The following is a 26,696-nucleotide window of genomic DNA, read 5'->3' as shown; positions in this document are numbered from 1 at the left end:
CGTTCAGAAGCGCGCGCGCAAGGTCAGTTGCGCCTTGCGCGGTTCGCCATAGAAATTGCCCCACGCAGGCGCGCCCACTGTCTGGTAGTAGCGCTTGTCGAGCAGATTCGTCACGGACAGCGACACCGTCCAGTTGCGGTCGATCTGGTAGGCGGCGCGCGCGCTCCACAAGGCATACGCGCCTTGCGCCACCGTGATGTTCTGCGTCACGCGCGAGCTCTCCGTCTGGAAGTTCACGCCGCCGCCCACGCTCCACTTCTGCAGGGCGCCGGGCAGGCGGTAGTCGCTCCACGCGCGCAGCATGTGGCGCGGCGAGTAGGTGCTGGCGAACATCACGCCCGCATTCGACGTCTGGTCCAGGTACTTGAAGTTGTTCAGGGTATAGCCGGCGAACAGCTGCCAGCCCGGCGCCACTTCGCCGCTGATTTCCGCATCGAGGCCTTCGCTGCGTACCTTGCCGGCCGAGAAATAGCACTCCGTGCCGCTGGAGCAGGTGTTGACGAGGTCGAGCTCCGCGCGGTTGCGCTGTTCGATGCGGAACAGCGCCAGCGAGGTATTCACCTTGCCGTCGAACAGTTCACCTTTCACGCCCACTTCCAGGTTGCGGCCTTTCAGCGGGTCGAGCAGGGCGCCGTCGGCCGTGCGCTGGTTCTGCGGCTGGAAGATGTCGGAGACGCTGGCATAGCCGGACCAGCGCGGGTCGAATGCGTAAATGACGCCGCCATACGGCGTGACGACGCCATTTTCGTGGTACGGGTCGATATACACCTCGCCCGTGTCGCGGTACACGCTGCTCCATTTGTAGTTCGACACGCGCGCACCGGCCACCACCGTGAGCGGATCGCTGACGCTGAAGCGGGCCACGCCGTAGGCGCCCGTCTGCGTCATGGTTGTTACGCTGGGATCGCCCCGGTAGCTGTTTTCACGGAACCAGGCGTCGCTCGGTTCGGCCACGCCGTGGTTCGGCCGCAGCGGATTGTTTGCTTGCTGCAGCAGGGCCAGGCTGAAATCGCTGTCGCTTTCCAGCCTGTTCGTGCTGATGCCGGCGCTGAATCCATGACGGCGGCCGAAGGCGTTGAATTTTCCATCGAGCGACAGGTCGATGCCCTTGTTGGTGCTGCCGTAGTCGAACACGCCGCCATACATCATCATGCCGGCCAGTGTGGCGGGATTGAGCGCGCCCTGGCTGAACATGTATTTCACGTCATGCCGCTCGCGCGTGTAGTTGGCGCTGGCCTTGAGCGACCAGTCGGCGTCGAAGCGGTGCTCGAATTCGGCGAAGACGGCCGTTTGCCTGCTATTCCAGCGGTTCCAGTCGGCGCCCAGGAAGGTTGCGCGGGGCAGCTTCGGGTCGCTGCCATCGCGGTAGCGCGGCATGCCGGAGAAAAACGGCGTCGAGTGCAGCTTCTCGTAGCTGGCGCCCGTCGTCAGCTTGCTGCCCGGCGCCAGGTCGAATTCCAGCACGCCATACAGCACGTCGGTGCGGCTGTCGGCCACGTCATAGAAATAATCGCGCTGCTCCATGGAGGCCACGGCGCGGCCGCGGATGCTGCCCGATTCGTTCAATGGGCCGGTGACGTCCACTTCGCCGCGCACGTCGTTCCAGCGGCCCGCGCCGAGCGCCAGCTGCACCTGCTTTTCCGCCAGCGGACGCTTGCGCACCATGTTGATGGCGGCGCCCGGCGAGCCCGTGCCCTGCAGCAGTCCCGTGGCGCCGCGCACGATTTCCACGCGATCGAGCATGGCCGTATTGCTGGTAAAGCTGTTTGCCTGCGGGTAGTACATGGCGCGGTTCACGCCATCGAACTGGTACGTTTCGACCATGAAACCGCGCGAATACACATAGCGCCCGCCCATGGGGCTGTCGTACATGGTGATGCCGGTGGTATTGGCCAGCACGGCGTCGATGGTGTTGAGGTTCTGGTCATCCATCTTCTGGCGCGTGACGACGCTGACGGATTGCGGGATCTCGCGCAGGGTCTGCACGCCCTTGCCGACGGTGACGGCGCGCGCCGCATACGAGTTGCTGTGCTCACTGACAGGGTCGCGCTCCATGCTGGCGCTGACCGTCACGGGCGCCATGGTCTTTTCCACGCCGGCCGCCGAGGCGGAGGAGGGAGGGGCCTGGCGCAGCACATAGGCGCCGTTCGGCAGCTGCACGGCTTCCAGGCCGCTGCCGGCCAGCACCTGGGCGAAACCCTGTGCCACATTATGGCTGCCGCGCACGCCGGGCGAGCGCAGTCCCCGCGTCTGCGCGGGATCGGTCGACAGGCTGACGCCGGCGGCGACGGCAAAGTCGTTGAGGGCGGTGGCCAGCGGCCCGGCTGGCACGGCATAGGCTTGCGGCGCTGCGGTGGCGGCGACCTGGCCTTGCGCCAGCGCGGGCGCGGCGACAAAGGCGGCGGGGGCGGCGCAAGCCATGGCCATGACGGCTAGGCGGATGGCGCGCGCGGCGGGATGGAGAACGGGGGGGGTCAGCTGCATGCTCGGTCTTTCTGCTCAGAGGGATAAGAAAATGGCGTATGAATCGGCTTCTTACTTGTCAAGCCGAAGCAGCGCATCGAAACACCAACCCCTGGCGCAAAAAAACTGAAAATAATTATGCCGGCCGTGCCGCCACCGTGGCCCAGTAGCGCGTGAAGTACGTCACTTGCAGCCCGTGCGAGGCGCACAGGCTTTCCAGCACGGCGTCGATATCGTCGAGGCGGTAAGTGCCCGTGACGGGGCGCCGCGCCACGCCGGCGTCGCACGCCAGGCGTCCGCGCCGGTAGCGCGCCAGTTCCGTGACCAGTTGTTGCAGCGGCCAGTCGGCGGCCACCAGCATGCCGCGCAACCAGCTGTCCTGGTGCGCCGGCATGGCCTGCACGTCATCCGCGCCGGTGTCGCCAAAGCGCAGCTGCTGTCCCGCTTCCAGACGGCGCACGGCGTCCGGGCGCGCCGCGCAACGTACTTCCACGGCGTGCTCGAAGACGCTGACGGTGCTGCCATTGTCGTCGCAGCGTATGCCGAAGCGCGTGCCCAGCGCGCGGATCACGCCGTGCGGGGTGTCGACCAGGAAGGGGCGCGGGTCGGGCGCCGTCGTGATCATGATTTCGCCATGGTGCAGGCGGATGCGGCGGTGCGTGGCGCCGTAAGCGACATCCAGGGCGCTATCCGTATTCACCTCCATGCCTCCGCCATCGGCCAAGGTCACGTGGCGGCGCTGGCCCGGTGCCGTGCGCAAGGACGCCGTCAGGGCTTGCCATGGGCCGGACTGCAAGCCCGCCTGGCCCAGCGCGATGCCGCCGCCGGCCGCCACCAGCAGGGCGAGTATCCTGGCGGCCGCGCGCCGGCGCTGCTGCGCCGCCTGCAGCGCGGGCATCGCCAGCGCTGCCGGTATCGTGCCCAGCTGGCCGTGCATGCGTTGCAACAAGTCCCAGGCCCGTTCATGCTCGGCGCTGGCGTCGCGCCATGCCTGCACGGCGGCCAGGTCGGCGCTGCCGCACTGGAGTTCCACATGCCAGTGCGCGGCGGCGGCCAGCACCTTGCGGGCAATGGGTGCGGAAGGCGAGATCGCGGGGCCGAACATCAGCCGGCCGCCAGCATCAGGCATTCCGTGTAGGCGCGCACCAGGTGTTTTTTCACGGTGGGCAGGGAGACGCCGAGGCGCCGGCTGATGTCCACATAGCTCAGTTCTTCGATCTGCGCCAGCAGGAAGATGGCCCGCGTGCGCGGGCCCAGGCGGTCGAGCAGGCGGTCGATGGCGAGCAGGGTTTCGATGATGATGGCATGCGTTTCGGCGCACATCGATGCCGGCTCGGCTTGCTGCGCCAGCGCTTCCAGGTAGGCCTGTTCCAGCGCCTGGCGCCGGTAGCGGTCGATCAGCAAGCCGCGCGCAATGGTCGCCAGGTAGCCGCGCGGTTCGCGCAGGGGCGCCAGCGGTGTCACCTCGCGCTTGCCCAGCAGGCGCACGAACGTATCCTGCGCCAGGTCGGCCGCCTCGGCGCGGTTGCCCAGCTTGCCGCGCAGCCAGCCATACAGCCAGCCGTGGTGCTCGCTGTACAGGGTGCTCAGGTGGCTGGTATGGACGGGACTGACGGTGCTCACTGCGTTCTCCAGGCAAGGGAAGAGCTGGGCTGACGGAACGCGCGGTGCCGGCTGGCTGGGCTGTTTGAGAATGATACTCATTATCACATTGCCACGTCGCCGGCGTCAATTGGCGTCGCCGCCGAGGCGCCAGCGCAGCTGCCATTGTTGCAGATCTGCCCAAGCCTGCTGCAGGGCGCCGGCGGACCAGTGCAGCAGGCTGTCGAACGCCAGCAGGGTGCGCCGCAGGTGGATGCCGTCAAAAAACACATGGTCGGCCACGACGGTGGCGGCCAGCCAGGCGGCGATGATGACGATGATGTCGTGGCGGCCGCTTTTCCACCAGCGCAGCGAGTGGCGGCGGAAAATCCACGGCACGCCCAGCGGATTGGGCCAGTCGGCCAGCAAATGCATGATGCCGCCGGCGGCAAAGCCGAACAGGGGCGGCGCCCACAGGTGGTGCGGCAATTGCAGGTACGTGTAGACGAGCAGGGCGATCCAGGCCAGGCCCCAGTGCGTCCACGTGCGGTGCGTGATCCACAGCCGGTGCGTGCGCGCCCACCAGGCCACTTCCAGCCAGTCCGGCGCCGTGCCGCCCAGCGCACCCATGACAAAGGCGAGCACGCTCAGCACTTGATACGGGCCACCGGCGCCAGCGTGCGCGACCAGGGCCGCGGCGATCACGCCGGCAGCCCAACCGGTCGCATGATGCGCTTTGTTGGAAGCCATAGGAAATGTAAAACGCCATGCGGGCGTTGTGTGAAATACAGGGGAATATTAACTGGATGAATATACAGTACGGAAGGGTAGGTAAGGGGGCTATTTGCAGAATATCTGCCGATAATTTGTTAAATTGTGTGTCGGGATGGCTTGGCCAGCGGACTCGGCAAGTCATGCCGGGCGGTCAAGTGTATTGTGCGGCTGATAATGCAATTGGCGCAGGGCGCGCTATGCTGAAGGCAGTCCTGTGTTTTGAAGAGGTGTCGCCATGAAAATCCCGCGCGAATTGCAGATTCCCGCCATCGTGTTTACGCTGGAAGCGGTGTTCATACTCGGCCTGTCGATGATTTTCCTGATACTCGTGCCGCGCTAGCGCCTGGTAGGTAACTGCAGATTTACAACACTGAACAAAACCGTAGCGAGCGGAAGGGAGAGGTGGTCGAGAAGCGCAACCGTACTCGGTACGGGGGCGCCGAGCCGGTGAGCATCGCAGGCCGCCTATACCGACGCGCAGTAGGTTTGGTTCAGTGTCCCTATGCAGTTTGCATGGCGCTGTCGCACAGGGCAGCACCTTCGGTGCGGATGATCCAGCATTCCGGATACGGCTCGCTGGCGAAGCGGTTGTGCCGCGCGAAGCCGCTGAGCTTGTCGAGCGCGGTGGCGGGGGCCAGCGCGGTTTCCTTGCCGCTGGCCGTGTCCAGGTGCCAGAAGCCGCCATTGCGGTGGAAGAGCACAGGCAGGCAGCTGGCTTGCGGCGTGGCAAGGTGGCTTGCCGGCGTGGGCTGGGTGTCGGGCAGCAGCAGGTAAAAACACTCGGCGCGGGCGCCGTGGTCGATACGGTGCAGTATCACGCCGTGCGCGAGCAGGGCCGTGACGCTGAGTACGACGATACCCTTGATGCTGGCAGTCAATTCGATGCGCATGCCCAGGCGCAGGGGCACGGGCTTGTGCTTGCCGGGCCACACGCCGTCGAGCAGCATGCCGTAGCGCGACACATCCTCGATTTCAAAGCCTTGCTGGCTGCGCCGGATGATGGCGTGGCGGCCCGACAGGCGGCGCGTCAAGCCACTGTTGTCCTGGCCGTCGGGGCTGAAATGGCTGAGCAGCACATCGGCTTCCGGGTCCACCAGTTCGAAGCGGCCCAGCATGCATTCTTCCAGCGCGAACAGGCGGATCTGGCGCTGTTCGCCCGCTTCCGGCGCCGCATTGACGAGGCAGGCGGCCTGGCTCGGGTGCGGATGGCAGTGGCTGGCGGCGGGCAGGTCGACTTCGATCAACTCCTCGTCCCAGGCGATGGTGGTAAAACCCATGTCGATCTTGCCTTGCGGCGCAGACAGATCCACGTGGGCGATGCCGGCATTGCGCGCCGTCACGTCGAGGTTGCAGCCGTCACCCCCCGTCACGCGGGCGATCGAGGCGTCATCGGCCATCACGCGCACGTTCTTGTGCGTGCTGAGGAAGATTTGGTGGATTTCCGTCAGGGTGGCGTCGCGGCGCGGCACGAGGATGACGAAGGTGCACACCCATTTCTGCGCCACGGCGCCATCGACGTGGCTGTGCACTTCCACTTCGATCTGGTATTGCCCGTGTTCCTTGTTGCGCGAGGAAAACTCGACAAACACGGGACGCCAGTCACCGCGCGTGGTGCGCACGAAATCATGCTGCACGTGCCCGCGGGGGATCAGGTCCGAGCGCAGGCGCAAGGTCAGCTGCGGCGCGCAGGCGGCGCTCATGCCGCGCAATTCCATTTTCAGGGTTTGCCGTCCGCCTGCCGCGCGCGGATCGAAGCCGCTGATGTGCAGGTGGGCTTGCACCGGCTGGTAGGCCTGCGGGCCCGATGGCGGCGCAACCGGCGTTGGCGTGAACGCCGGAGGCGCGGCGGAAGCGGGCACGGGGCTCGTCAGCGTTTGCATAGCAGCATCGCGAATAACAGCATCACGGGCAGGGGCGTGCGAAGGCGCCGTTGCCGATGGCTCGGAACGGGCGCTGCGCAGTGCGGTCAACAGGTCGTAGCTGCTGGGGGCATTCGTCGTTTGCGGGTGGTTGCCCGCGCAGACTGTTTCCCCAGGCAAGACCCAGAACGTACAGTGCGGGTGCTCCGGGTTGCTGCATTTTTTCATGACATTCTGACTCGAATCGAGCGGGGGCATTTTGCCCTCTGTTATACATGAGAGCTTACGCGCTTTTGCGCCCGCTTGGCAACTTTCACGGTGCCGGAATCCACTCTTTTTGCCCAAATTCATGTCCCTGGTCACACCCTGTCATACATGCCATCGAAACTATTGCTTAAAAACACATTTTATGTCTTTCTGGATATGTTATTTTGATATTGCCTGAAACAGGTTTCCAGCCACGCGCGTGGACGCCGGCTGTGCATGGTTACATTCGCGACAAGAGCTGGAAGGCGTTTTGTATTATGCTGGCACAGCCGTTCTCCCGTTGCTGCCTGACTTCGAAAGATGACCATGCCTGTCCAACGTCCGCTCCAGCTTGCCATTGCCTATGGCGCCACCTTGTGCGTATTTTTGGCCATCGATGCCCTGTGGCTGGCCGTGCTGATGAAACCGATGTACGCCGCGGCGCTGGGGCCGTTGCTGGCGGATACGCCCCGCTGGGCGCCGGCCACGCTGTTTTACCTGCTGTACGTGGCGGGCCTGCTGGTCTTTGCCATTTTGCCCGGCTTGCGCTTGCGCCGCGGGCGCACGGCGGCAGCGCTGGGCGCGTTGCTCGGGCTGCTTGCCTACGGCACCTATGATTTGAGCAACTACGCGACATTGCGCGACTGGCCGCTGGCCTTGACGGCGATCGACATGGCCTGGGGCGCCGTGCTGTCGGCCGTGTCGGCGACGGCCGGCTACCTGGCCGCTAGCCGCCTGGGGCGGTGAATTCCGCATCGAAGCGCAGCGCCAGCATGGTAATGTTGTCGCTATGCAAGCCTGTTGGCGGGTGGGAGAGGAAGTCGTCGAACAGGGCGCTGACGGCCTGTGCCGCAGTCTTGCCGGCACACAAGGCGGGCCAGCTGGCCGTGAGGGCCAGCGGATAGTCGCAGGCCCAGAAACCGTCGCTGGCCAGCAGATAGTGGGCGCCGGGGCGCACGCGCAGCACGCGGCGGTCGCCCAGGTGCGCGAGGAAGGGCGGCAAGGTGGCCGCATCGAGGCCGCGCAATGGCTTGTCGAGCTGCAAGCTGTCGCTGATGGCATTGCCTAAAATGAATGCCTGCGAGATTTGCGGATGATGCTCGCCGTGCACGGCGGCACGCCAGCGCGTCTCGTCGAGCGCGCCGCGCATGGCGTACACGGTGGCCGGCACGTGGTCCACGGTGAGGATGCTGGCTGCCCCGTCGGCGATTTCATACAGGCGCGAATCGCCCACGTGATACAGCAGCGGCGCTTCGCCGGGCGGCACTTCCAGCAGGGTCAGGGTGGTGCCGGGCGGACGCGCCTGGGCTGGCGCGGCCTTGGCGAAACTGTCCTGCAGCCGCGTGTGCAACTCGTCGAGCCTGGCGGCCAGGCTGGCCGTGTCGAGGCAGGCGGGCATGGCCAGCAAGCCTTGCACGGCCGCTTCCGCCGCTTCTCGCCCCTGGCCGTGGCCGCCCATGCCGTCGAGCACGGCGGCGCGTACATGGCCGCGCGGCCAGCCCGGCACCTGGCAGTGGAACGGCGCTTGCTGCGACAGGCAGACGGCGTGGCCGCTGGCATCGATCAGCAGGAAATTGTCCTGGTTCTCGCGGCGCGGCAGGGGGCCGGCGCCCACACTGGTGCCGGCGGCGGCATCGAGCCAGGGGCCGAAGTCAAGTCCGTCTTTGATTAAATGCATCGGTTGGTGCGGTCCAGGCGGCCAGCAATGTTGATCATAGGACACAGCTTAGCCGATATTGTGCAGGGGCGATACCTTGCCTGTCGCGCAAAAAAACCTGCGGCAGCAGGCTGGCGCAGGTTTTTCATGGTGCAGGTGCAGGGCGGTGCTTAGCGGCGATGGCCCCAGCCGTGGCCGTGACCGTGACCACGGTCATAATAGTCGCGGCGGCCATGGTCGCGGTAGTAGCCGCGGCCCGGTTGCACGTAGACGACAGCCGGCGGGCCGTAGTAGCGCGGTGGCGGCGCGTAATACACTGGCTGCGGGGCAGGGGCGTAGTACACCGGTTGCGGCGCAGGCGCGTAATAGGTTTCGCGGTAACCGCCGCGATAGCCGCCACGGTCATAATAACGGTCATTCGTGCTGATGCTGTTGCCGACGGCGGCGCCAAGCACGCCACCGACGATCGCGCCATTGCGCCCGCCGGTGCTGTTGCCAATGGCCGCTCCGACAACGGCGCCTGCAACGGTATTGAAGTCGCGGTCACCGGCGACTGCGGCCGAAGACACAGCCACTGCCGCTACCATTACCGCACCCAGGAGTTTCTTGTTCAACATGGCATTTCCTTCCATTCCGGCGAGATCACAATGATCTGCATGGAGTGGACTATATCCGCTGCCGCAAGCTTGTTCCACGTCTAATACAACTTATTACAATCAGGGCGGCGTGGTAACAGTTTCAGCCTGACACGACAGGTGCAAACGCTTGCCATTCCGGACGCAGCAGGCTATACATTTTCACGTCGCGCATGACGCCATTGATGAAAAAGGCCTGGCGCTTCACGCCTTCCTCGGTAAAGCCGCACCTTTGCGCGATCCGTTCGGAAGCCGTATTTTGTGGGTCCATCAGCAATTCCAGGCGGTGGTAGGGATAGGCATTGAACAGGTAGTCGACCACCAGGCGCGTCGCTTCGCCGCCATAGCCGCGTCCGCCCCACTTGGGGTCGAACAGGCGGTAGCCGATTTCGCGGCAAGCCGGGGTGCGGCCCTTGAAGTGCGTGATCGAGCCGATGATGTGCTGGTGATGGTCTTCAATCAGGAACAGTTCACTATCCTCCGTGACCAGGCCCGTCTGCAGGAATTCGCGCCGGATCGCTTCGGGCGACTTGAATTGCATGGAAAAGAACTCGCTGCGTGCGGGCAGGTCGTTGATCAGCGCGATATAGGTATTGAGGTCGGCGGCGGTCAAATGCCGGACGATACAGAGTCTTCCCTTGAGCATGGCGGTATCCGGTAGCGATCACGATCTGCATGGTAATCGACTCTGGGGGAAAGAGGCAATCGATCCCGTAAAAGTTGCTGCAATGACAGAATAAATGCGCTATCGTAGAAAAATTCGCGCCTTGCCCATGGCCACGGCGTACCCGCTTCGACCTTGTTGACTGGAACTGAACACATGCATAGCATCCCGACTGGCGCGCCACTGCGCCGTTCCGCCGTATCCCTTGCCCTTGGCTGCATCGTCAGCGCCGGCGCCTTTGCCGCCGCGCCAGGCAACACGCCGCAAGCGCTGGCGCAGGTGCGCGACACCGCGCTGCAGAGCGAGTGGGCCTACGCCCGCCTGGCCGACATGACGGATCTGATCGGCCCGCGCCTGTCCGGCTCCGCCGGCGCCGCCGCCGCCGTGCAGCAGGTGGCCGACACCATGCGCCAGCTGGGCGCCAAGGTCACCTTGCAGCCCGTGAAAGTGCCGCACTGGGTGCGCGGCGTGGAAACGGCGGAAATCGTCGACTATGCGGGCCGTCCGCAGGGCGTGTCGCAGCGCGTAGTGCTCACGGCCCTGGGCGGCTCCGGCGCCACTGCGGCCGCCGGCCTGACGGCGCCCGTGATCATCGTCAAGAGCCTGGAAGAACTCAAGGCGCGTGCGGCGGAAGTGAAGGGCGCCATCGTGCTGATCGACACGCCGTTCGACCAGGAGATGGCCGAGCGGGGGCTGGCCGGCGTCACCTACGGCCAGGGTTCGCGCTCGCGCTTCCTCGGACCGAAGGCGGCGGCCGACCTGGGCGCGGCCGCCGCGCTGGTGCGCTCGGTGGGCGGCGCCGATTTCCGCATCCCGCATGCGGGCGCCACGGGCCTGGACGACAATAAACGCATTCCCGCCGCCGCCGTCACCGTGGAAGACGCCCTGCTGATCGGCCGCCTGGCCGCGCGCGGCCCGATGAAAATGCACCTGACCCTGACGCCGCAAAACCTGCCGGAAGCCGATAGCTACAACGTCATCGCCGACTGGCCGGGCACGGACAAGGCCGACGAAGTGGTGGTGGTCTCGGGCCACCTCGACTCCTGGGACCTGGCGACGGGCGCGCACGACGACGGCGCCGGCGTGGTGGCGGCCATGGGCGTGGTGGAAACCCTGAAAAAGCTCGACTACCGTCCGCGCCGCACCATCCGCGTGATCGCCTGGATGAACGAGGAAAACGGCGGCCGCGGCGGCCAGGCTTACTTCGAGGCCCACAAGCAGGCGCTCGGCAAGCAATATGCGGCCATCGAGATGGATAGCGGCGCCGGCCGCCCGTTCGGCATCAAGGCCAGCGTGGGACCGAAGGCGGAAAAACTGTTCACGCCTTTGCTGGCCGCCCTGCAGCCGATGGGCGCACACGCGTTCACGCGCCGCGATGCGCTGGGCACGGGCGATTTGCACCGTCTGGAAACGGGAGGCGTGCCCAGCTTCGAGCCGCTGGTCGACAGCCACAGTTACTTCCACTACCACCATACGCCGGCCGACACCCTGGACAAGGTCGACCCGCAAAACCTGAAACGCAACGTGGCGTTGATGTCGTCGCTGGCCTGGTTCCTGGCCAATATCGACGGGGAGATCGGCCGCGCGCCGGAGCAGGGAGAGTAAGTGGCATGGCGCCGGGACAGCGCCAGCTGTGGCGCCTTGACAGGCCCCGCGCCTGGGCAAGGGGAGCCTGCCCCCGGCCCTCAGTTTTTCAGATACCAGACCTCCGGAAAGACAATTTGCCTGGCCAGCGCGGCAACCATAAGATATGCAGCTGTAAATAATTCTCATTTAGTTGGGAATCCATTCTACGCAGCACACTTGCCCGGCCCATGGCGGCCGGGGTTTGCCTCTCTTCTGATCGTCAGGAACGCTGGTGCCCCGTCTTCGCTTGCTTTTTCCCCTTCTCCTTGCCGGCTGGCTGGCGTGTGCCGGCGCCAGCGCCAGTACGCAGCAGCCGTCGCCGGCGCCGCGCATCGAGCGCTGTACCATTGCCGATGAACAGGGCGACTTCGGTTTGCCGACGCCCTACACCCATGCCAGCGGCGGCATGGGCTATACGCTGACGAGCCTGATTTTCGACACCCTCGTGTGGCGCGATGCCAGCGGCAAGCTGGTGCCGGGGCTGGCCAGCGCGTGGCGGGAAAGCGCCGACCACCGCACCATCGATTTCACTTTGCGCCCCGATGCGCGTTGGCATGACGGCAAGAGCGTCACGGCGGCGGACGTGGTGTTTACCTTTGCGTATTTGCGCCAGCACCCGCATCCCCTGTTCGACCTGGGGGCCATCGACGGCGTGGACGACCTGGGCAAGGGACGCGTGCGCGTGCGCCTGAAGCGCGTATATGCGCCGTTCGTGGCGCAGCTGGCCGGTTCGGTGCCCATCCTGCCGCAGCATGTGTACGCGCGCCTGGACGACCCCCAGCACGTGAAACAGGCCGACATCGTCGGCAGCGGCCCCTATCGCCTGGGTGCGTATGACAAGGCGGCGGGCCGCTATCTTTTCACCGCGAACGAAGAGTACTACCTGGGCCCGCCCAGGGTGCGCAGCCTGCTGTTCCTGCGCATGCAGCCTTCGCTTGCCGTGGGCGCGCTCAAGCGGGGCCAGGTGGACATGATCCGCAGCCTGCCGGCGCCTCTGGCTGCCGAAGTGACGCGCTTTGCCACCGTGGTCAGCGCGCCTTCCGGCCATCCGGTGCGGCTGCGCTTCAATCATGCGCGCCCGCCGTTTGCCGACAAGCGCCTGCGCCAGGCCATCGCGCGCGGCATCGACCGGCAGGAACTGCTGCGCGTGGTCGAGAACGGGCAGGGCGAGGTGTCCGCCGGACGCTTCGTGCGGGGCAGCATCTGGCAGAGCGGGGCGCCGTTCGATGCGTATGCCTACGATCCGGCGGCAGCGCGCCGCATGCTGGCGGAGCTGGGCTACCGCGCCGCGCCGGACGGTCGCCTGCGCGACAGCGGCGGCAAGCCGTGGGTGCTTGAACTGGCGGCGACGCGCAGCCTGGCGCGGCCCGCCAGCCAGCTGGCTGGCCAGCTGGAAAAGCTGGGCATGGAAGTCAATGTGCGCATCATGGACGGCGGTATCCTGGGCGCGCGCATGGTCGCGGCCGATTTCGACCTGGCGCTCGTCAGTCAGGGCAGCAATGGGGACCCGGAAAGCATGCTGCGGCAAACGGCGGGCAACGGCGCCTTCAGCGATGCCTTCCGCCGCGCCGATCTGCTCGAGCTGCTGCAGCAGCAGGTCGGCACCGTCGACGTGGCCAAACGGCGCGCGCTGCTCGACCGCGCCCAGGCCATCTATGCCGAGGAGCTGCCGGCGTTTTTCCTGTATTCGCCGCAGTGGATCACGGCGGCCAATGCGCGCCTGCGGCCGTGGTTCACGCCGGGCGGCATCGCCGTCGGCATCTCGCTGCCGCTGAACAAACTGATGTTCGTGCAGTAGACGGGAGCCGACGCTGAGCGCTTCTACCTTCCCGGGCCGGCGCGCCGCGGGCTATGCGCTGGCCTTGCTGGCGCTCGTCAGCCTCGACTTCGCGCTGCCGCTGCTCATGCCCGGCGACCCCGTCACGGCCATCCTGGGGCAGGATGCGCTGATCGAACTCGATGCGGCCGAACGCGGCGCCCTGCTGGCGCGCCATGGCCTGGGCGGCGGGCAGCCGCTGTGGCAGCTGTACCTCGGGCACCTGGCGCAGCTTCTGCGGCTCGATTTCGGCTATTCCATCCGCCACGGCATGCCGGTAAAGGACTTATTGGCGCAGCACCTGCCTTGGACCATGCTGCTGGTGGCGTGCGCGCTGGTGCTGGCCCTGCTGCTGGGCGTGGTGCTGGGCATCGAGGCCGCGTTCGCGCAGGGCAGGGCGCCGGACCGCGTGCTGACGGCCGCCACCCTGGCACTCGACAGCATCCCGCCTTTCGCCCTGGCGATGGGCCTGGTCATGCTGTTCGCCTATGGTTTGCAATGGTTTCCCAGCAATGGCGCCATGGCGCCGTTTTCCATGCAGACGGGTGCGGCAGCATGGCTGGAGCGCGCGCAGCACCTGGTGCTGCCCGTGTGCGCCATGGCGCTGCCAGCGGCCGCCGGCGTATTCCTCAGCGCGCGCGCCACGGCCGTCAGCGTACGGCAGCGCACCTTCATGGACCTGGCCCGCGCGCAGGGCGTGGGGCCGTTCGCCTTGCGCTACCGCCACCTGGCGCCCAACGTGCTTGCCGTCGTGCTGTCGCGCCTGGGTGGCGTGGCCGCGCGCCTGGTGTCGGGCGCCGTGTACGCGGAAACCGTCTTTGCCTATCCCGGTATCAACCTGGTGCTGACGGACGCCATCATCAAGCACGACTACCCGCTGGTGCGCGGCGCCCTGCTGGCGACGGGGCTGCTGCTGTTCGCCATGAACTTGCTGGCCGATGCACTGGCCGCCCGCCTGGCACGGCGCGCGCAGCGCGCGCCATGAACGCGTCCGTGCGCGCGGGGACCGGGCTGCTGCTGGTGCTGGCCCTGATGCTGGCCGGCGCCAGCTGGCTGCAGCCGGCGTCCGGCGGCGCCATGGATGCCGTGCTGGCGCCGCCCGGCGCCCTGCACTGGCTGGGCACCGATGACCTGGGCCGCGACGTGCTGCGCCGCCTGGCCGTCGCCGCGCTGCCGACCCTGGGCATCGGCGTGGCCGTGAGCGCCGCCAGCATCGCGCTGGCCGTGCTGCTGGCGCTGTGCGGGCTGGCCTGGCCGGCGGCCGATACGCTGGTGCTGCGGCTGGCCGACCTGTTCAGCGCCTTGCCATCGACTCTGGTTTTCATCGTCATCGCCTCGGCCATGCAGCCGGGCGTGGCGGCCCTGGTGGCGATGCTGGCGGCATTCGGCTGGGATGTCGAATTTCGCGCGCTGCGCCTGCGCCTGCGCCAGGTGTGGCGCCAGGAGAGCCTGGACGCGGCACGCCTGGCGGCGGCGTCGGGCGCCTACCTGCTGCGCCGCCATGTGTGGCCGGCCATGGCGGGATTGCTGGCCGTGCAAGCCGTGGCCCTGGTGCGCCGCGCCGTGTTTCACTACGCGGGCCTGGCCTTCCTCGGGCTGGCCGATCCGCGTACCCCGACCTGGGGCGGCATGCTCAATGAAACCATGCCCTATCTTGCCCACCCGGACGCGCGCGCCTGGATCCTGGCGGCCTGGCTGTGCCTGGCCATGCTGCTGATCGCGCTGGCGCTGCTGGGCCAGGGCCTCGACGAGCGCGCGCGATGCTAGCGGCGGCCGCGTTCTGCATCGAGGCGGATGGCCGCCAGCTGCTGCGCCAGCTGCATTTTCAGGCGCGCCCCGGCGTGCCGCTGGTGATCATCGGCGAATCGGGCGCCGGCAAGAGCACGCTGGCGCGGGCCTTGCTCGGCATGGCGCCGGGGCGCGGCAGCGGCAGCTTGCGCGCCGGCGGCATGCAACTGGTGGATGCGGACGAAGCGGCGCTGCGGCGCTGGCGCGGCCGCCAGGCCGGCCTGGTGCCGCAGGATGTGCACGACGCCCTCAATCCCCAGCACACCTTGCTGGCGCAGGTGGCGGCGCCTTTGCGGCGGCATCTGGGCATGCGGCGCGGGCCAGCCGAACTGGCGGCCGGTGCCCTGCTGGTTTCGCTGGGCCTGGCCGAAAACCTGCACCGGCGCTATCCGGCCCAATGCAGCGGCGGCCAGCTGCAACGCGTCCTGCTGGCGGCGGCGCTGGCGCCTGACCCGGCACTGCTGGTGCTGGACGAGCCGACGTCCGCGCTCGATCCCGCCGCCAGCGCGCTGGTGCTCGGGCGCCTGCGCGCCGAAGCGGCGCAGCGCCAGCTGGTGGTGGTGACGCACGACCTGGAGCTGGCGCGCGCGCTCGATGGCGACGTGCTGGTGCTGTACGGCGGCAGCGCCGTGGAAACGGGGCCGGCCGCAGCGGTGCTGGCGGCGCCGCGCCATCCCTACACGCGCGGCCTGCTGCGCGCCTGGCCGCGCGAGAACGGCAAGGACTTGCAGGGCATCGCCGGCACCCATGAAGAGGGCGCGCGCGGCTGCGCCTTCGCCAGCCGCTGCAGCCAGCGCATCGCCCGCTGCGGCGACGAAGCGCCGGCGCTCGATGCCACGGGCGTAGCCTGCCTGCGCGGCGGCATCGTCACCGTGCTGTCCGCGCGCGGCGTGCACAAGCGCCTGGGCGGGCAAGCCGTACTGGCGGGCGTCGACCTGGACGTGCAGTCGGGCGAAACGGTGGTCATCGTGGGCGCGTCCGGCGCGGGCAAGTCGACTTTGGCGCGCATCCTCGTCGGCCTGCAGCAGGCCGATACGGGCACAGTGGCCACGCCGGAGCGCGAAGAGGGGGGCGCGGCGGCGGGCATCGCCTACGTGCCGCAGCATGCGGGCGCCTCGGTGGCCAGCCACTTCAGCGTGTTCGAGGCGGTGGCCGAGCCGCTCGCCATCGCGGATCGCGTCAGCGTGGACGCGATCCGCGCGGCGGCGCTGCGGGCGCTGGCCGACGTGCGCCTGCCGGCCACAGAGTCCTTCCTGGCGCGCCAGGCGCGCAGCCTGAGCGGCGGGGAATTGCAGCGCCTGGCCATCGCGCGGGCGCTGATCGCCGATCCGGCCGTGCTGGTGGCCGATGAACCGACCGCCGCGCTGGATGCCTCGGTGCAGGCGAAGGTGCTGCGGCTGCTGCTCGACGTGCAGGAGGCGCGCGGCCTGGCCCTGCTGCTCATCACGCACAATCTGCCTGTCGCCCGCCACGTGGCGGACCGCATCGTGCGGCTGGAAGATGGCCGCTGCGCGGCGTTGCCCGAGCCGCAGGACGGCACGGAGGGCGCCGTGCCGGCGGCCTGGATGCGCCTGGCCTAGCCGAGGAAATCGCCTACATACACCAGGTGTTCGAATGGCGGCTTTTCGTTCTCCGTGCGGGCCAGCACCGTGCCCAGCGTGGCGCGCAGCACGGCCTGTTTCGCGTCGGCGCCCGCGTGGGCGACGATGGCGAGCGGCGTGCTGCCGGGCAGGTGGCGCGCCAGGCGTTCGACCAGCGAGGGCAGGTCGGCGCGCATGGTAAAGAAGACCAGGGTGGAACCCGTGGCGGCCAGCTTGTCCAGGGTGTCGCTGCCCGTGTAGTCGTCGCGCGTGTCGGCCGAGGCGGCGAGGATCACGGAACGGCTGTGCTTGCCGCCGGTGACATCGCGGGCCAGCGCCGCATTGGCCGCATTGAAGCAGGAGATGCCAGGGATGACGACGGGATTCAGTTCGCTAAACTCGCTCAGGTAGCCCGATTGCGGCCCGAAGATCATGGCGTCGCCATAGTCGAGCACCGCGACGGTCTTGCCTGCCGCCGCCGCCGCGTGGATGATGTCGCGCGTCTGTTTTTCCATGACGTCGACTTCCTCTTCCGGCGTGTCGCGCCGCGCCAGGGGGCTGAACAGGCCGTGGCCCGCCTTGTGCAGTTCCTTGCCGTCAAGCAGGTCGGCAAACGCTTCCAGCAGGCGCGGGATGCCGAACACGATATCGACGCCGCGCAGGGTTTTCTGCGCCTTCACGGTGATGCTGTCAGGGTCGCCGATGCCGGCGCTGACGAGGTACAGGCCGCAGCGCGTGCCCGCTTGGGTGGTATAGGTCATGGTTCTCTTCTCTTTACGGATGGGTGATTGGGATGGTGGAATCGCTTAAAAGTGGTAACTGGCGCTCACGCGCACGTCGCGTCCCGGCTCCGGCAGGATATTGCCGACGCCGCCGTCGAGCGAACTGTGGCTCGTGTAGCGCTTGTCGCCCAGGTTGCGCACTGTCAGCGCGAGGCTCAGCGCGCGCAGCGCGGCCGGCTGCCATTGCAGCTGGACGTCGTGCAGCACGTAGCCGGCCCGCTGTACTGCCGCTTTCGGCACGTCGTCCAGGCGCCGCACGGCGTTCAGGGTATAGCCGGCCGTGAGGCCGGGCAGCATCTGCCAGTGGCTGTCCCACGTGAGCCGGTCACCCAGCGCCGTGCCCACGCGGCGCGCCGGGTTCAAGGGCTTGCCGCCCACCGTGGTATCGGCCAGCACCACGCCGACGGACGTGCCGTAGCCGCCCCGCTGCCAGCGCGCCTTCCATTCCCAGCCCTTCGAGCGCAGGGTCTCGGGCATGTTGCGGATAGATGCGGGATACACGACGCCCTGGCCGGCCCATTCGATCAGGTTGACAATGCGGGTGTCGAAGTAGCCGAGGCGTACGGTCAGGCTGTCGCCGTCCAGCAGCGCATTGGCGCCTTCATATTTCAGGCCCGCTTCGCGCGTGGTCGAGGTTTCCGGCTTGAAGGGCTTGCCGTTGTTGAAATTGCTCTTTTTGTCCAGGCTGGTGAGGAAACCGATGGGGATGATGCCGCTGGCGCGCACGGCTTCGCCATAGCTGGCAAAGGCGCCCACGCCGCGGCCCAGCTCCAGCTCGGCGCCCGCGTTCGGCGATGTCTTGCCACCCTTGAAGGTACGCGGTCCGAAGGCGGTATCGTAGCGGTCGTGGCGCAAGCCCAGCGACAGCTGCAGGGCTTGCCAGCGCATGCGCTCCTGCACGAAGAGGCCCAGATTGCGCGCCTGCGTGGATTTGCGGCCCGGCCCCAGGACGGCGGCGCCCAGCACGCCGTTGGTGATGCCTTCCTCGTCCATGAAGTCGGCGCCGGCCGTCAGGCGGTGCTGCGTGCCGGCCAGGGCCAGGTTTGCCGTATTGCGCACGCTGCCGCCCCGTTCCGTCGTCTTCGCGCTGCGCGCCTGGCTGACGTCTTCCAGCTCGTTCTCGTTCAGGTACAGATTAAATTTCCAGTCCAGCAGCGCATTGCCGGCCGGCTGGTAGCGGTGTTCCAGGGTATAGGTATGGCGTTCGCTGCGCTGGTAGGTGGGCACGGCGTTCGCGGGCGCATAGCCGTTGTCGCTGCCGACCCGGCTGAACAGGTAGAGCCCCGCATTGCGGTTGCGCGCCGCGCCCAGGCGCAGGCTATGCCCGGCCAGGTCCAGCAAGCTCAATTTGAGCAGGTAGTCGCGGTCATGCCCGGCCGAATTGGGCACGTCGCCACCGCCGCCGATGCGGTAGTTGTCGCGGTTGACGGCGCTGACATGGGCCAGCAAGCCCAGCTTATTGTCCAAGGTCTCGCCCAGCATGCCGTACACGCTGACGGCGCCGCGCCGCGCTTCGTCGGCGCTGGCGTACGCCGCGCGCATGCTGGAGCCGGCGCGTTTGCCAGGCGCCAGCAAGTCCTGCGCATCGACGGTGTCAAAGCGGATGCTGCCGCCCAGCGCGCCCGGTCCCGCGTCGGCGCTGGGGCCGGGCTGGATATCGACCTGTTTCAGCAGGTCGGGATCGATGCCGCCCAGGTCGCCCCGGTGCTGGTGCAGACTGCGGCCCTGGCGCGCGCCGTCGATGCTGATGTTCAGGTTGGCGCCATCGACGCCACGCAGGTAGATGCGTTGCGCATTGCTGGCGCCGCCGCCCACGCTGACGGCAGCTTCGCTGGCGAAGACGTCGGCCATGTCCATGGCTTGCTGGCGCTGCAGGGTCTCGCGGGAAATGCGCGTAATGCCCGGCAGGGGCGCGTCCGGCGCGGACTGGTCGATCAGTTTGATTTCGGGCAGGGTCGCCAGCGGCGCGGCCTGTTCGGCGCGCGTGTCGGACATTTGCTGGGCGAAAGAGAAGGGGGCGATGGGCAGCGCACTGGCGCCAAGCAGGAAAAGGGGAACGGCATGTCGCATGGGAAGGTCGTCTTTGTCAGAAGGGAAGCTACGGGAAGGGAGGGCGCAGGTGCTGGCCTGCGCAGCGTCAGTCGAATCTGCTACAGCAGCGCTGTCCCGGGACTGGAAGCGGCGCGCCGCACCGCTTCCAGTCCCTGAAATACCCGGTTGGCTTCATCTCGTCAGCCGCCATTCTGAAAGACGGGGGCAACGTTGGCTATTTGTATTTCTTGAGCGGCGCCATCAGGAAAGCTGAGGGCTGCCGCTCACAGTCCTGCGCGCTTGGCGACCAGAGTCAGGATGTCGTAGCTGGCCACCAGTTCATCGTTCTGGTTGGTGACCTGCACGTCCCACGACACCACGCCCTGGCCGACACCCTTATCGTCGCGCCGCTGGCGGTCGACCTTGCGCTTGCACGTCAGGCGCGCGCGGATGGTGTCGCCGATGCCGACCGGCGCGACGAAGCGCAGGTCGTCGAGCCCGTAGTTGGCCAGCACGGGACCCGGCGCCGGGGAGACGAACAGGCCGGCTGCCGCCGCCAGCACGAAATAGCCGTGCGCGATGCGCCGGCCGAACTGCGAATCGCGCGCGGCGATCTCGTCGAAATGCATGTAGAAATAGTCGCCCGAGATGCCGCCGAAGGCCACGATATCCGCTTCGCAGACGGTGCGCCGGTGCGTCAGCAGCGATTCGCCCACTTCCAGCTCGTCGAAATGCTTGCGGAACGGATGCTGCACGCTTTCGCGCACGGCGGCGCCGCGCACGTATTCGCCCGTCACGGCCGTCAGCATGGTGGGCGAGCCTTGCAGCGCCGAGCGTTGCAGGTATTGCGAGATGGCGCGCAGGCCGCCCAGCTGCTCGCCGCAGCCGGCGCGGCCCGGGCCGCCGTACTTCAGGTGCGCCGACGCCAGCACGTCCGTCCCCGCCGCCGCCACTTCGCGTTCCAGCACCAGCACGCGCCCGTGCGAGGCGGCCAGGCGCGGCACCGCATACGCGGCCAGCCTCGGATCGCGCGTGGCCAGGGTGCTGGCCAGGCTGCCCCTGCCGCGTGCGGCCAGCGCCAGCGCTTCCTCCACGTCCGCATACGGCATCAGGGCGCAGACGGGGCCGAAGGCCTCGATTTCATGCACGGCGTCGCTGCGCGCGCCGCCGCGGCACAGCAGCAGTGTGGGTGCGGCAAAGGCGCCATCGCGCACGCCTGCGCCGGAAGGCGCGTAGCCGTCCGCCTGGCCGCAGACGATGTCGCTTTCCTCGGCCAGGGCGCGCACGCGGGCGCCCAGTTCGCTGCGCTGCTCCTGCGATGCCAGCGGTCCCATTTGCACGCCTGCCTGGGCCGGGTCGCCGATCACCACCGCCGCCAGGCGTTCGCGCAGGCGCGCCGTTAGCGCTTCGATCTGCCCGTGCGGCACCATCACGCGGCGGATGGCGGCGCCGTCCTGGCCCGCCTTGACCGTCATCGAACGCACGATGGCGTCGACCAGCAGCTCGAATTCCGGCTCGCCGCTGCGCACGTCCGGTCCCAGGATGGCGCAATTGAGCGACGCCGCGCCCAGGCTGACCTGGACCGAACGCGCCAGCAGGTTGGGATGGTTGCGCAAGGTCGTGGCGGTGGCGTCCGAACCGGTGAAGCTGACGGCATCGTTGTCCTGCAGGCGGGCCAGCAAGGCATCGGCAGGGCCGATGGCCAGCTGCAGCGCGCCTTTCGGCAGCACGCCGGACGCGTCGATCAGGCGCACCAGCGCTTCGGCCAGGTAGCTGGTGCAGGTGGCGGGCTTGACGATGCAGGGCATGGCGGCCAGGAAGCTGGCGGCGAATTTTTCCAGCAGCGACCAGACGGGCAGGTTGAACGGGTTGATGTGCAGGGCCACGCCGCCGCGCGGCACCATGATGTGCGTGCCGGCCGCTCCGCCGCGCCGGCACAGCGACATGGCGGGCGCTTCGTGCAGCACATTGCCTGAAGGCAGGCCGCTGGCGGCGATGCCGGCGTAGGAATTGAGCACGCCGATGCCGGCGCAGATATCCTGCTTGCTGTCGGCGCGCGTGGCGCCGCTCAGGTAGGCGATCGTGTACAGCTCCTCGCGGTGCTGCTGGATGTGCGATGCCAGCGCCCGCAGGCAGGCCGCCCGCTGCTGGAAGTCGAGGGCCATCAGCGCCGGCACGCCGGTGCGGCGCGCATAGTCGAGCGCATGCTGCGCGTCGACCGACTCGGCATGCGTGTGATAGATCAGCGAATTGTCGATGGCGCTGTGCAGCGACAGGCCCGCTTCGCTGCCCATCCAGCGTCCGCCTATCCAGCTTTGCAGTGTGCTTACCTTGCTCATGATTGTTCCTCGTTCGTGTGCGTGAGCGATGCCGCCGTTTCCAGCGCATCGATGAACATGCCTGCCACATCGAAACCCGTCTGCTGCATGATTTCGCGGAAGCAGGTGGGACTGGTGACATTGACTTCGGTGAGATGCGCGCCGATCACGTCCAGCCCGACCAGCAGCAGGCCGCGCGCCGCCAGCACCGGCGCCAGGGTATCGGCGATCTCGCGGTCGCGCGCCGTCAGCATGCGCGCTTCGCCGCGCCCGCCGGCAGCCAGGTTGCCGCGCACCTCGCCCGCCTGCGGTATGCGCGCCAGCGCATGCGGCACCGGCTTGCCGCCGATGAGCAAGATGCGCTTGTCGCCCTCGCTGATGGCGGGAATGTAGCGTTGCGCCATGATGGTGACGGCGCCGTCGCGCGTCAGCATTTCGACGGTGGCGCCCAGGTTCATGCCGTCCTCGCGCACGCGGAAGATGCCGGCGCCGCCCATGCCGTCGAGCGGCTTGAAGATCACGTCGCCGTGCTCGGCGTGGAAGGCGCGCAGGCGCGACGGCTCGCGACTGACCAGGGTCGGCGCGCAAAACGGCGCAAATTCCAGGATCGCCAGTTTTTCGTTGTGGTTGCGCACGGCCGATGGCCGGTTGAAGATGCGCGCTCCCTGGCGCTGCGCCATTTCCAGCAGGTAGGTGCTGTACAGGTATTCCATGTCGAAAGGCGGATCCTTGCGTACCAGGACGGCGTCGAACTGCGCCAGCGGCAGCGTCGTCGCCGCCTCCCGGTGGAACCACGTGCCGGCGTCGTCGACCAGCTGCACGCGCGCGGCATGGGCGCTGACCACGCCGCCCTCGCAGTGCAGATGCTGCTGTTCGAACACGTGCAGTGCGTGGCCGCGCGCGGCCGCTTCCTGCATCATCGCGTAGGTCGAATCTTTCTTGATGTTCAACAGCTCGAGGCGGTCAGCCAGGATCGCGATTTTCATCGATGCGCCTTTCATTCAATAGGGTGGGGTAGAGGAAACCGGTGGGCCGCGCCAGTGCGCGCGGCAGCCGTGGCGCCATGCGCCGGGTCCTTGTTGCTGGAATATTTCTGCAGCGATGGTAGCGCAACGGGCGCCATTCGGCTCCTCAGATATTTGGACGTCCGCCCTCAGATATTGCGTCTTGTGAGGTACCCGCTATCGGTCTTAGCATCATTGGCGAAATGTCACTACCCAAGCCGGCCTGACCGGATATAACCGCCACATGAGGACACAATGATGCGCCGCTCTTTCAAGACCAATCTCGACATCCGTTACCGCGACACCGACTCGATGGGCCACGTCAGCAGCCCCGTGTACTACGAGTACATGCAGACGGCCTACCTCGAATACATGCACCGCATCCTGGAAATTCCGAAGAGCGAAAAGCTGCCGCACATCATGGTGAAAACCGCGTGCGAATACATCGCCCAGGCCAAGTACGGCGACAAGGTGCTGGTGCTCAGCCATGTCTCCAAGTTCGGCGGCAAGAGCTTTGAAATGGAGCACATCATGCACATCGGCGACGAGCAGGGCGTGGTGATGGCCAAGGCCATTTCCGTGCACGTCATGTACGACTATGAAAAGCAGGCCACGCAGCCCGTGCCCGAGTCGTTCAAGCAGACCGTGCTGGCCTACCAGGGCAGCCTCTAAGATGGCGCGCCTGGCATTCCTGCAAGCGCTTGGCGCGCTGGGCCTGCTCGCGGGCGCTGCGGCGCCGCTGGCCGCCGGCGCCGGTGAACCGGTGCGGCGCGTGCTGACGCCGATCGACTGGCCCGCGGCCAGCTTGGCGCGTGCCGGCGCGGCGCAGGCCGACGCGGTGCTGCGGCCGCTGCGCGCCACGGCGCCCGCCGGGCTGGCGCAGGTCAACATCCCGGTACTGCTGCTGCCGGCCGAAGGCGACTGGGGCGCGCCGCGTTTCCATGGCCAGGGCACGGCCTATGCGGCCCTGTATGCGCCGGCGGGCGCGAAGCTGGGGTTGTTCGGCAGCGCCACGCACCTCGTCGCACCAGGTGACCTGAAGCTCGAACATGCGGGCGGCGCCTTCGAATCGATAGGCGACGGCGCCGACTACAGCTTCACGCGCTTTGGCGCCGCCTACACGCTGCGCATGAGCTGCGACGAGCCGCTCAAGGACAAGCGCTGCACCGATCCGCAATATCTGACCGACACGGCGCGTGCGCTGCTGCTCGTGGCGGGAGAAAAACCATGATGAAGACTTTGCTACTGGCTGGCGTGCTCGGTGCGCTGGCGCTGCCGGCACTGGCCGGCAATGATGACCGTTTCCTGCCGCCCGGAGCACTGCTACCCGGCAGCGGCAGCGGCGTGGCCAGCGCCGCCGTGCTGTACCCGGACATGCGCTTTCCCATCGAGAAGGGCGCGGCCTACGCCAGTTCGCATTTCTACGGCGTGGGCGGCCAGCGCGGCAAGGCAGGCGATTCCTGCGACGACGCCAACTATGCCTATCCGTGGCGCGACAATTTTTGCGAGCTGCGCAAGGACAACCTGCCGTTCTGCCTGTCCGGCGGACATCAGGGGCAAGACTTGCGCCCGGCCACCTGCCGCGCCAACTTTCACTGGGCCGTAGCGGCCGACGATGGCGTCATCGTGCAGATCGCGCGTTTCAGCGTCACCCTGCAGACGGCCGCCGGCACCTTGTACCGCTATGTGCACCTCAATACCAGCGACCTGGCCGTGCGCGAGCTGCAGCCGGTGGCGCGCGGCGCGCGCATCGGCAGGATTTCGAACAACTGGATCGACAAGCTGCCGATCCACCTGCATTTCGACGTCAAGGACACCATCAAGGTGGGCCAGCAGACCCTGGTGACCTTCGTGCCGCCGTATGCCAGCCTGGTCGAGTCCTACATCCAGCGCAACAAGATACAAGGAGAGCAGCATGAGTGAAACGATGCAAGGCCGGCGCGGACGCAAGCGGCCGATCCTGGCGATACTGCGCCAGGAGGCGTCGACGCCGGGCCGCGCCGGCAAGCTGCTGCGCGACAAGGGCTTTGAACTCGATATCCGCCGTCCCGTGTGCGGCGACCCGCTGCCCGACACCCTCGATGGCCACGCGGGCGTGATCTCGTTCGGCGGCCCGATGAGCGCGAACGACAGCGATGCGCACATCCGCCGCGAGATCGAGTGGCTGTCCGTGCCGCTGGCGGAAAACCGGCCGTATCTGGGCATCTGCCTGGGCGCGCAGATGCTGGCCAAGAATCTCGGCTGCAAGGTGACGGCGGCCGAGGGCGACGTCACGGAGATCGGCTGGTATCCGCTGAAGCCGACGGCCGAAGGCCAGCGCATCATGCCCAAGTGGCCGGATATGGTGTACCACTTCCACATGGAGGGTTTCGAGCTGCCCAAGGGCGCCATCCTGCTGGCCGAGGGCGACGCCTACCGCAACCAGGCCTTCCGCTACGGCGAGAAAGCCTGGGGCATCCAGTACCATCCCGAGCTGACCCTGGCCATGCAGCGCCGCTGGGCGGTGAAGGGCGCGCACCGCTTCCACCTGCCGAACGCGCAGCAGGGCGAACAGCACCTGCAGGGGCGCGTGCTGCACGACAAGGCGCTGCGGGCATGGTTCAACGGCTTCCTGAACCGCGTGTTTACCGAAGCATGAGCCGCCAGCTCGCTACCCTGCAGGACGGCCTGGCGCTGACCCTGGACCAGCTGCTGGCGCGCCAGAGTTTCAAGTGGCGCCAGTACCAGCCCGGCGTGCTTGCCGCCTGCGTGGCCGACATGGACCTGGGCACCGCGCCCGCCGTGCAGGCGGCGCTGGCGCAGGTGCTGCAGCGCGTCGATTTCACTTATCCCCTGCGTGACGGACGCAAGGCCGACCGCGCCGTGGCACACGCGTTCGCCGCGCGCATGCGCCGCCTGTACGGCTGGCAGGCCGAGGCCGACCAGGTGCTGGTCCTGCCCGACCTGGTGCAGGCGACGTTTGCCGCGGTGATGGCGTTTTCCGACCCGGGCGACGGCGTGATCGTGCAGGTGCCGCACTATGCGCCGTTCCGCGAAGCGGTCGAGGGCACGGGCCGGCGCCTGGTCGCGCTGGAAATGCGCACGGGTGCCGACGGCTTCCAGCTCGACCTGGAGAGCCTGGAACAAGCCGTCGATGCCCGCACGCGCGTGCTGATCCTGTGCAATCCGCACAATCCGACGGGGCGCGTGCTGAGCCGCGCGGAGCTGGACGGCGTGCTGGCCTTTGCCGAACGCCATGCATTGATCGTGGTGTCCGACGAAATCCATGCCGACCTGGTCTACCCGGGCGCGCGCCATCTGCCATTCGCCTCCCTGTCGCAGGCGGCCGCCGCGCGCACCGTCACCCTGAACTCTGCCACGAAGAGCTTCAATATCGCCGGACTGCGCTGCGCCGTCGCCCATTTCGGCACGCCGCAGCTGCAGCAGCGCTTCCATGCGCGCCTGCCGGCGCGCCTGACGGGCGCCGTCAACAACCTGGGCATCGACGCCACCGTGGCGGCCTGGAACGACGGGCAGCCCTGGCTCGACGCCGTGCTGGCGCACCTGCTGGCCATGCGCGACTACGCGGCGCAGATCCTGCGCCGCGAGTTGCCGTCCGTCCGCTTCCACGTGCCGCAGGGGACGTATCTGCTGTGGCTCGATTGCGGCGCGCTGGAGCTGGACCAGCCGGCGGCGGATTTCTTCCTCCAGCATGCACGCGTGGCGCTCAGCCCGGGCGAAGTCTTCGACGCGCGCGCCGCGCACTGCGCGCGCCTCAATTTCGCCACCTCGCAGCCGCTGCTGGCCGAGATCCTCGACCGCATGGTCATGGCGGTGCGCGCGCACCAGCGCCGCCGTCCGCCTGCATCCCATTAATCCGGCACAGCCGTGCC

At 67.5% G+C, this 26,696-nt stretch carries 23 protein-coding genes; 11 read left to right on the top strand and 12 right to left on the bottom strand.

What is annotated here, in order from left to right:
• Nucleotides 1–3 precede the first annotated feature (3 nt).
• The 5 genes from CSQ92_RS10490 to CSQ92_RS10470 form a co-directional block, all read right to left on the bottom strand.
• Nucleotides 4–2,484: a TonB-dependent siderophore receptor gene (locus CSQ92_RS10490; protein WP_099394074.1), complete on the bottom strand. Its 2,481-nt coding sequence runs from the start codon at nt 2,482–2,484 to the stop codon at nt 4–6.
• A 115-nt stretch (nt 2,485–2,599) separates the two neighbouring features.
• Nucleotides 2,600–3,568, bottom strand: a complete 969-nt coding sequence (locus CSQ92_RS10485) for a FecR domain-containing protein (protein WP_180276986.1) — start codon at nt 3,566–3,568, stop codon at nt 2,600–2,602.
• Nucleotides 3,568–4,086 (bottom strand): sigma-70 family RNA polymerase sigma factor, encoded by a 519-nt coding sequence (locus CSQ92_RS10480; protein ID WP_249936106.1) that lies wholly within the window; start codon nt 4,084–4,086, stop codon nt 3,568–3,570. Before CSQ92_RS10480 ends, CSQ92_RS10485 begins: the two co-directional genes overlap by 1 nt.
• 105 nt (nt 4,087–4,191) lie before the next feature.
• The gene (locus CSQ92_RS10475) at nt 4,192–4,794 is read right to left on the bottom strand and encodes a metal-dependent hydrolase (RefSeq protein WP_099394071.1); all 603 of its coding nucleotides are present in this window, start codon (nt 4,792–4,794) and stop codon (nt 4,192–4,194) included.
• Nucleotides 4,795–5,318: 524 nt separating this feature from the next.
• The gene (locus CSQ92_RS10470) at nt 5,319–6,905 is read right to left on the bottom strand and encodes an FHA domain-containing protein (protein WP_257219184.1); all 1,587 of its coding nucleotides are present in this window, start codon (nt 6,903–6,905) and stop codon (nt 5,319–5,321) included.
• A 345-nt stretch (nt 6,906–7,250) separates the two neighbouring features.
• On the opposite strand from CSQ92_RS10470, the gene CSQ92_RS10465 reads away from it, so the two are divergent.
• Nucleotides 7,251–7,670, top strand: coding sequence for a DUF2177 family protein (locus tag CSQ92_RS10465; protein WP_034783974.1), 420 nt, complete (start codon nt 7,251–7,253; stop codon nt 7,668–7,670).
• Here CSQ92_RS10465 and CSQ92_RS10460 read toward each other — a convergent pair.
• The 3 genes from CSQ92_RS10460 to CSQ92_RS10450 form a co-directional block, all read right to left on the bottom strand.
• Complete coding sequence (locus CSQ92_RS10460; protein WP_099394070.1) at nt 7,651–8,601, bottom strand: PP2C family protein-serine/threonine phosphatase; 951 nt, start codon at nt 8,599–8,601, stop codon at nt 7,651–7,653. The genes CSQ92_RS10465 and CSQ92_RS10460 overlap by 20 nt on opposite strands.
• A 149-nt stretch (nt 8,602–8,750) precedes the next feature.
• Nucleotides 8,751–9,197 carry a glycine zipper 2TM domain-containing protein gene (locus tag CSQ92_RS10455; RefSeq protein WP_034751896.1) on the bottom strand — a complete coding sequence of 149 codons (447 nt, stop codon included), beginning with the start codon at nt 9,195–9,197 and terminating at the stop codon, nt 8,751–8,753.
• A gap of 121 nt (nt 9,198–9,318) precedes the next feature.
• The gene (locus CSQ92_RS10450) at nt 9,319–9,861 is read right to left on the bottom strand and encodes a GNAT family N-acetyltransferase (RefSeq protein WP_034783919.1); all 543 of its coding nucleotides are present in this window, start codon (nt 9,859–9,861) and stop codon (nt 9,319–9,321) included.
• 174 nt (nt 9,862–10,035) lie between these two features.
• Between CSQ92_RS10450 and CSQ92_RS10445 the strand changes: the two genes are divergently transcribed.
• The 5 genes from CSQ92_RS10445 to CSQ92_RS10425 all read left to right on the top strand — a co-directional run bounded on the left by CSQ92_RS10445 (nt 10,036) and on the right by CSQ92_RS10425 (nt 16,689).
• Entirely contained in the window at nt 10,036–11,484 is a 1,449-nt protein-coding gene (locus CSQ92_RS10445) for a M20/M25/M40 family metallo-hydrolase (RefSeq protein WP_099394069.1), read from the top strand.
• A 253-nt stretch (nt 11,485–11,737) separates the two neighbouring features.
• The gene (locus CSQ92_RS10440) at nt 11,738–13,303 is read left to right on the top strand and encodes an ABC transporter substrate-binding protein (protein WP_139179101.1); all 1,566 of its coding nucleotides are present in this window, start codon (nt 11,738–11,740) and stop codon (nt 13,301–13,303) included.
• A gap of 64 nt (nt 13,304–13,367) precedes the next feature.
• Nucleotides 13,368–14,306: an ABC transporter permease gene (locus CSQ92_RS10435; protein ID WP_099394068.1), complete on the top strand. Its 939-nt coding sequence runs from the start codon at nt 13,368–13,370 to the stop codon at nt 14,304–14,306.
• The gene (locus CSQ92_RS10430; protein WP_099394067.1) at nt 14,303–15,088 is read left to right on the top strand and encodes an ABC transporter permease; all 786 of its coding nucleotides are present in this window, start codon (nt 14,303–14,305) and stop codon (nt 15,086–15,088) included. Before CSQ92_RS10435 ends, CSQ92_RS10430 begins: the two co-directional genes overlap by 4 nt.
• On the top strand, nt 15,082–16,689 hold the full coding sequence (locus CSQ92_RS10425; RefSeq protein WP_099394066.1) for an ABC transporter ATP-binding protein: 1,608 nt from the start codon (nt 15,082–15,084) through the stop codon (nt 16,687–16,689). Before CSQ92_RS10430 ends, CSQ92_RS10425 begins: the two co-directional genes overlap by 7 nt.
• Here the strand turns inward: CSQ92_RS10425 and CSQ92_RS10420 are convergent.
• The 4 genes from CSQ92_RS10420 to gshB form a co-directional block, all read right to left on the bottom strand.
• The gene (locus tag CSQ92_RS10420; RefSeq protein WP_099394065.1) at nt 16,686–17,450 is read right to left on the bottom strand and encodes an SAM-dependent methyltransferase; all 765 of its coding nucleotides are present in this window, start codon (nt 17,448–17,450) and stop codon (nt 16,686–16,688) included. The two genes, CSQ92_RS10425 and CSQ92_RS10420, sit on opposite strands and share 4 nt — an antisense overlap.
• Nucleotides 17,451–17,495: 45 nt before the next feature.
• Nucleotides 17,496–19,541: a TonB-dependent receptor domain-containing protein gene (locus tag CSQ92_RS10415; protein WP_099394064.1), complete on the bottom strand. Its 2,046-nt coding sequence runs from the start codon at nt 19,539–19,541 to the stop codon at nt 17,496–17,498.
• Nucleotides 19,542–19,786: 245 nt separating this feature from the next.
• Entirely contained in the window at nt 19,787–21,841 is a 2,055-nt protein-coding gene (paaZ, locus tag CSQ92_RS10410; protein WP_099394063.1) for a phenylacetic acid degradation bifunctional protein PaaZ, read from the bottom strand.
• Nucleotides 21,838–22,806 carry a glutathione synthase gene (gshB, locus tag CSQ92_RS10405; protein WP_099394062.1) on the bottom strand — a complete coding sequence of 323 codons (969 nt, stop codon included), beginning with the start codon at nt 22,804–22,806 and terminating at the stop codon, nt 21,838–21,840. The genes paaZ and gshB overlap by 4 nt, the downstream gene beginning before the upstream one ends.
• A gap of 273 nt (nt 22,807–23,079) precedes the next feature.
• Here gshB and CSQ92_RS10400 point away from each other — a divergent pair, with 273 nt between their 5' ends.
• From CSQ92_RS10400 to CSQ92_RS10380, 5 genes are read left to right on the top strand one after another with little or no spacing between them, the layout of a single operon-like run.
• Nucleotides 23,080–23,496: an acyl-CoA thioesterase gene (locus tag CSQ92_RS10400; protein WP_034783925.1), complete on the top strand. Its 417-nt coding sequence runs from the start codon at nt 23,080–23,082 to the stop codon at nt 23,494–23,496.
• A 1-nt stretch (nt 23,497) separates the two neighbouring features.
• Nucleotides 23,498–24,055, top strand: a complete 558-nt coding sequence (locus tag CSQ92_RS10395) for a hypothetical protein (RefSeq protein WP_099394061.1) — start codon at nt 23,498–23,500, stop codon at nt 24,053–24,055.
• Nucleotides 24,052–24,747, top strand: a complete 696-nt coding sequence (locus CSQ92_RS10390) for a peptidoglycan DD-metalloendopeptidase family protein (protein ID WP_034783928.1) — start codon at nt 24,052–24,054, stop codon at nt 24,745–24,747. Before CSQ92_RS10395 ends, CSQ92_RS10390 begins: the two co-directional genes overlap by 4 nt.
• On the top strand, nt 24,740–25,462 hold the full coding sequence (locus tag CSQ92_RS10385) for a glutamine amidotransferase (protein WP_034783929.1): 723 nt from the start codon (nt 24,740–24,742) through the stop codon (nt 25,460–25,462). The genes CSQ92_RS10390 and CSQ92_RS10385 overlap by 8 nt, the downstream gene beginning before the upstream one ends.
• Nucleotides 25,459–26,679, top strand: a complete 1,221-nt coding sequence (locus tag CSQ92_RS10380) for a MalY/PatB family protein (protein ID WP_257219183.1) — start codon at nt 25,459–25,461, stop codon at nt 26,677–26,679. The genes CSQ92_RS10385 and CSQ92_RS10380 overlap by 4 nt, the downstream gene beginning before the upstream one ends.
• Nucleotides 26,680–26,696: the final 17 nt, after the last annotated feature.

Source organism: Janthinobacterium sp. BJB446 (assembly GCF_002735655.1).
Classification (GTDB): domain Bacteria; phylum Pseudomonadota; class Gammaproteobacteria; order Burkholderiales; family Burkholderiaceae_D; genus Janthinobacterium; species Janthinobacterium lividum.
Note: the sequence above shows the minus strand (reverse complement) of the source record. Positions and strands in the feature narration are given on the sequence as shown.

Excerpts from the sequence above, each read along its gene's own strand:
- CSQ92_RS10490 (WP_099394074.1), bottom strand. The coding sequence starts at position 2,484 with ATGCAGCTGACCCCCCCCGTTCTCCATCCCGCCGCGCGCGCCATCCGC.
- CSQ92_RS10485 (WP_180276986.1), bottom strand. The coding sequence starts at position 3,568 with ATGTTCGGCCCCGCGATCTCGCCTTCCGCACCCATTGCCCGCAAGGTG.
- CSQ92_RS10475 (WP_099394071.1), bottom strand. The coding sequence starts at position 4,794 with ATGGCTTCCAACAAAGCGCATCATGCGACCGGTTGGGCTGCCGGCGTG.
- CSQ92_RS10470 (WP_257219184.1), bottom strand. The coding sequence starts at position 6,905 with ATGAAAAAATGCAGCAACCCGGAGCACCCGCACTGTACGTTCTGGGTC.
- CSQ92_RS10465 (WP_034783974.1), top strand. The coding sequence starts at position 7,251 with ATGCCTGTCCAACGTCCGCTCCAGCTTGCCATTGCCTATGGCGCCACC.
- CSQ92_RS10460 (WP_099394070.1), bottom strand. The coding sequence starts at position 8,601 with ATGCATTTAATCAAAGACGGACTTGACTTCGGCCCCTGGCTCGATGCC.
- CSQ92_RS10455 (WP_034751896.1), bottom strand. The coding sequence starts at position 9,197 with ATGTTGAACAAGAAACTCCTGGGTGCGGTAATGGTAGCGGCAGTGGCT.
- CSQ92_RS10450 (WP_034783919.1), bottom strand. The coding sequence starts at position 9,861 with ATGCTCAAGGGAAGACTCTGTATCGTCCGGCATTTGACCGCCGCCGAC.
- CSQ92_RS10445 (WP_099394069.1), top strand. The coding sequence starts at position 10,036 with ATGCATAGCATCCCGACTGGCGCGCCACTGCGCCGTTCCGCCGTATCC.
- CSQ92_RS10430 (WP_099394067.1), top strand. The coding sequence starts at position 14,303 with ATGAACGCGTCCGTGCGCGCGGGGACCGGGCTGCTGCTGGTGCTGGCC.
- CSQ92_RS10425 (WP_099394066.1), top strand. The coding sequence starts at position 15,082 with ATGCTAGCGGCGGCCGCGTTCTGCATCGAGGCGGATGGCCGCCAGCTG.
- CSQ92_RS10420 (WP_099394065.1), bottom strand. The coding sequence starts at position 17,450 with ATGACCTATACCACCCAAGCGGGCACGCGCTGCGGCCTGTACCTCGTC.
- CSQ92_RS10415 (WP_099394064.1), bottom strand. The coding sequence starts at position 19,541 with ATGCGACATGCCGTTCCCCTTTTCCTGCTTGGCGCCAGTGCGCTGCCC.
- paaZ (WP_099394063.1), bottom strand. The coding sequence starts at position 21,841 with ATGAGCAAGGTAAGCACACTGCAAAGCTGGATAGGCGGACGCTGGATG.
- gshB (WP_099394062.1), bottom strand. The coding sequence starts at position 22,806 with ATGAAAATCGCGATCCTGGCTGACCGCCTCGAGCTGTTGAACATCAAG.
- CSQ92_RS10400 (WP_034783925.1), top strand. The coding sequence starts at position 23,080 with ATGATGCGCCGCTCTTTCAAGACCAATCTCGACATCCGTTACCGCGAC.
- CSQ92_RS10395 (WP_099394061.1), top strand. The coding sequence starts at position 23,498 with ATGGCGCGCCTGGCATTCCTGCAAGCGCTTGGCGCGCTGGGCCTGCTC.
- CSQ92_RS10390 (WP_034783928.1), top strand. The coding sequence starts at position 24,052 with ATGATGAAGACTTTGCTACTGGCTGGCGTGCTCGGTGCGCTGGCGCTG.
- CSQ92_RS10385 (WP_034783929.1), top strand. The coding sequence starts at position 24,740 with ATGAGTGAAACGATGCAAGGCCGGCGCGGACGCAAGCGGCCGATCCTG.
- CSQ92_RS10380 (WP_257219183.1), top strand. The coding sequence starts at position 25,459 with ATGAGCCGCCAGCTCGCTACCCTGCAGGACGGCCTGGCGCTGACCCTG.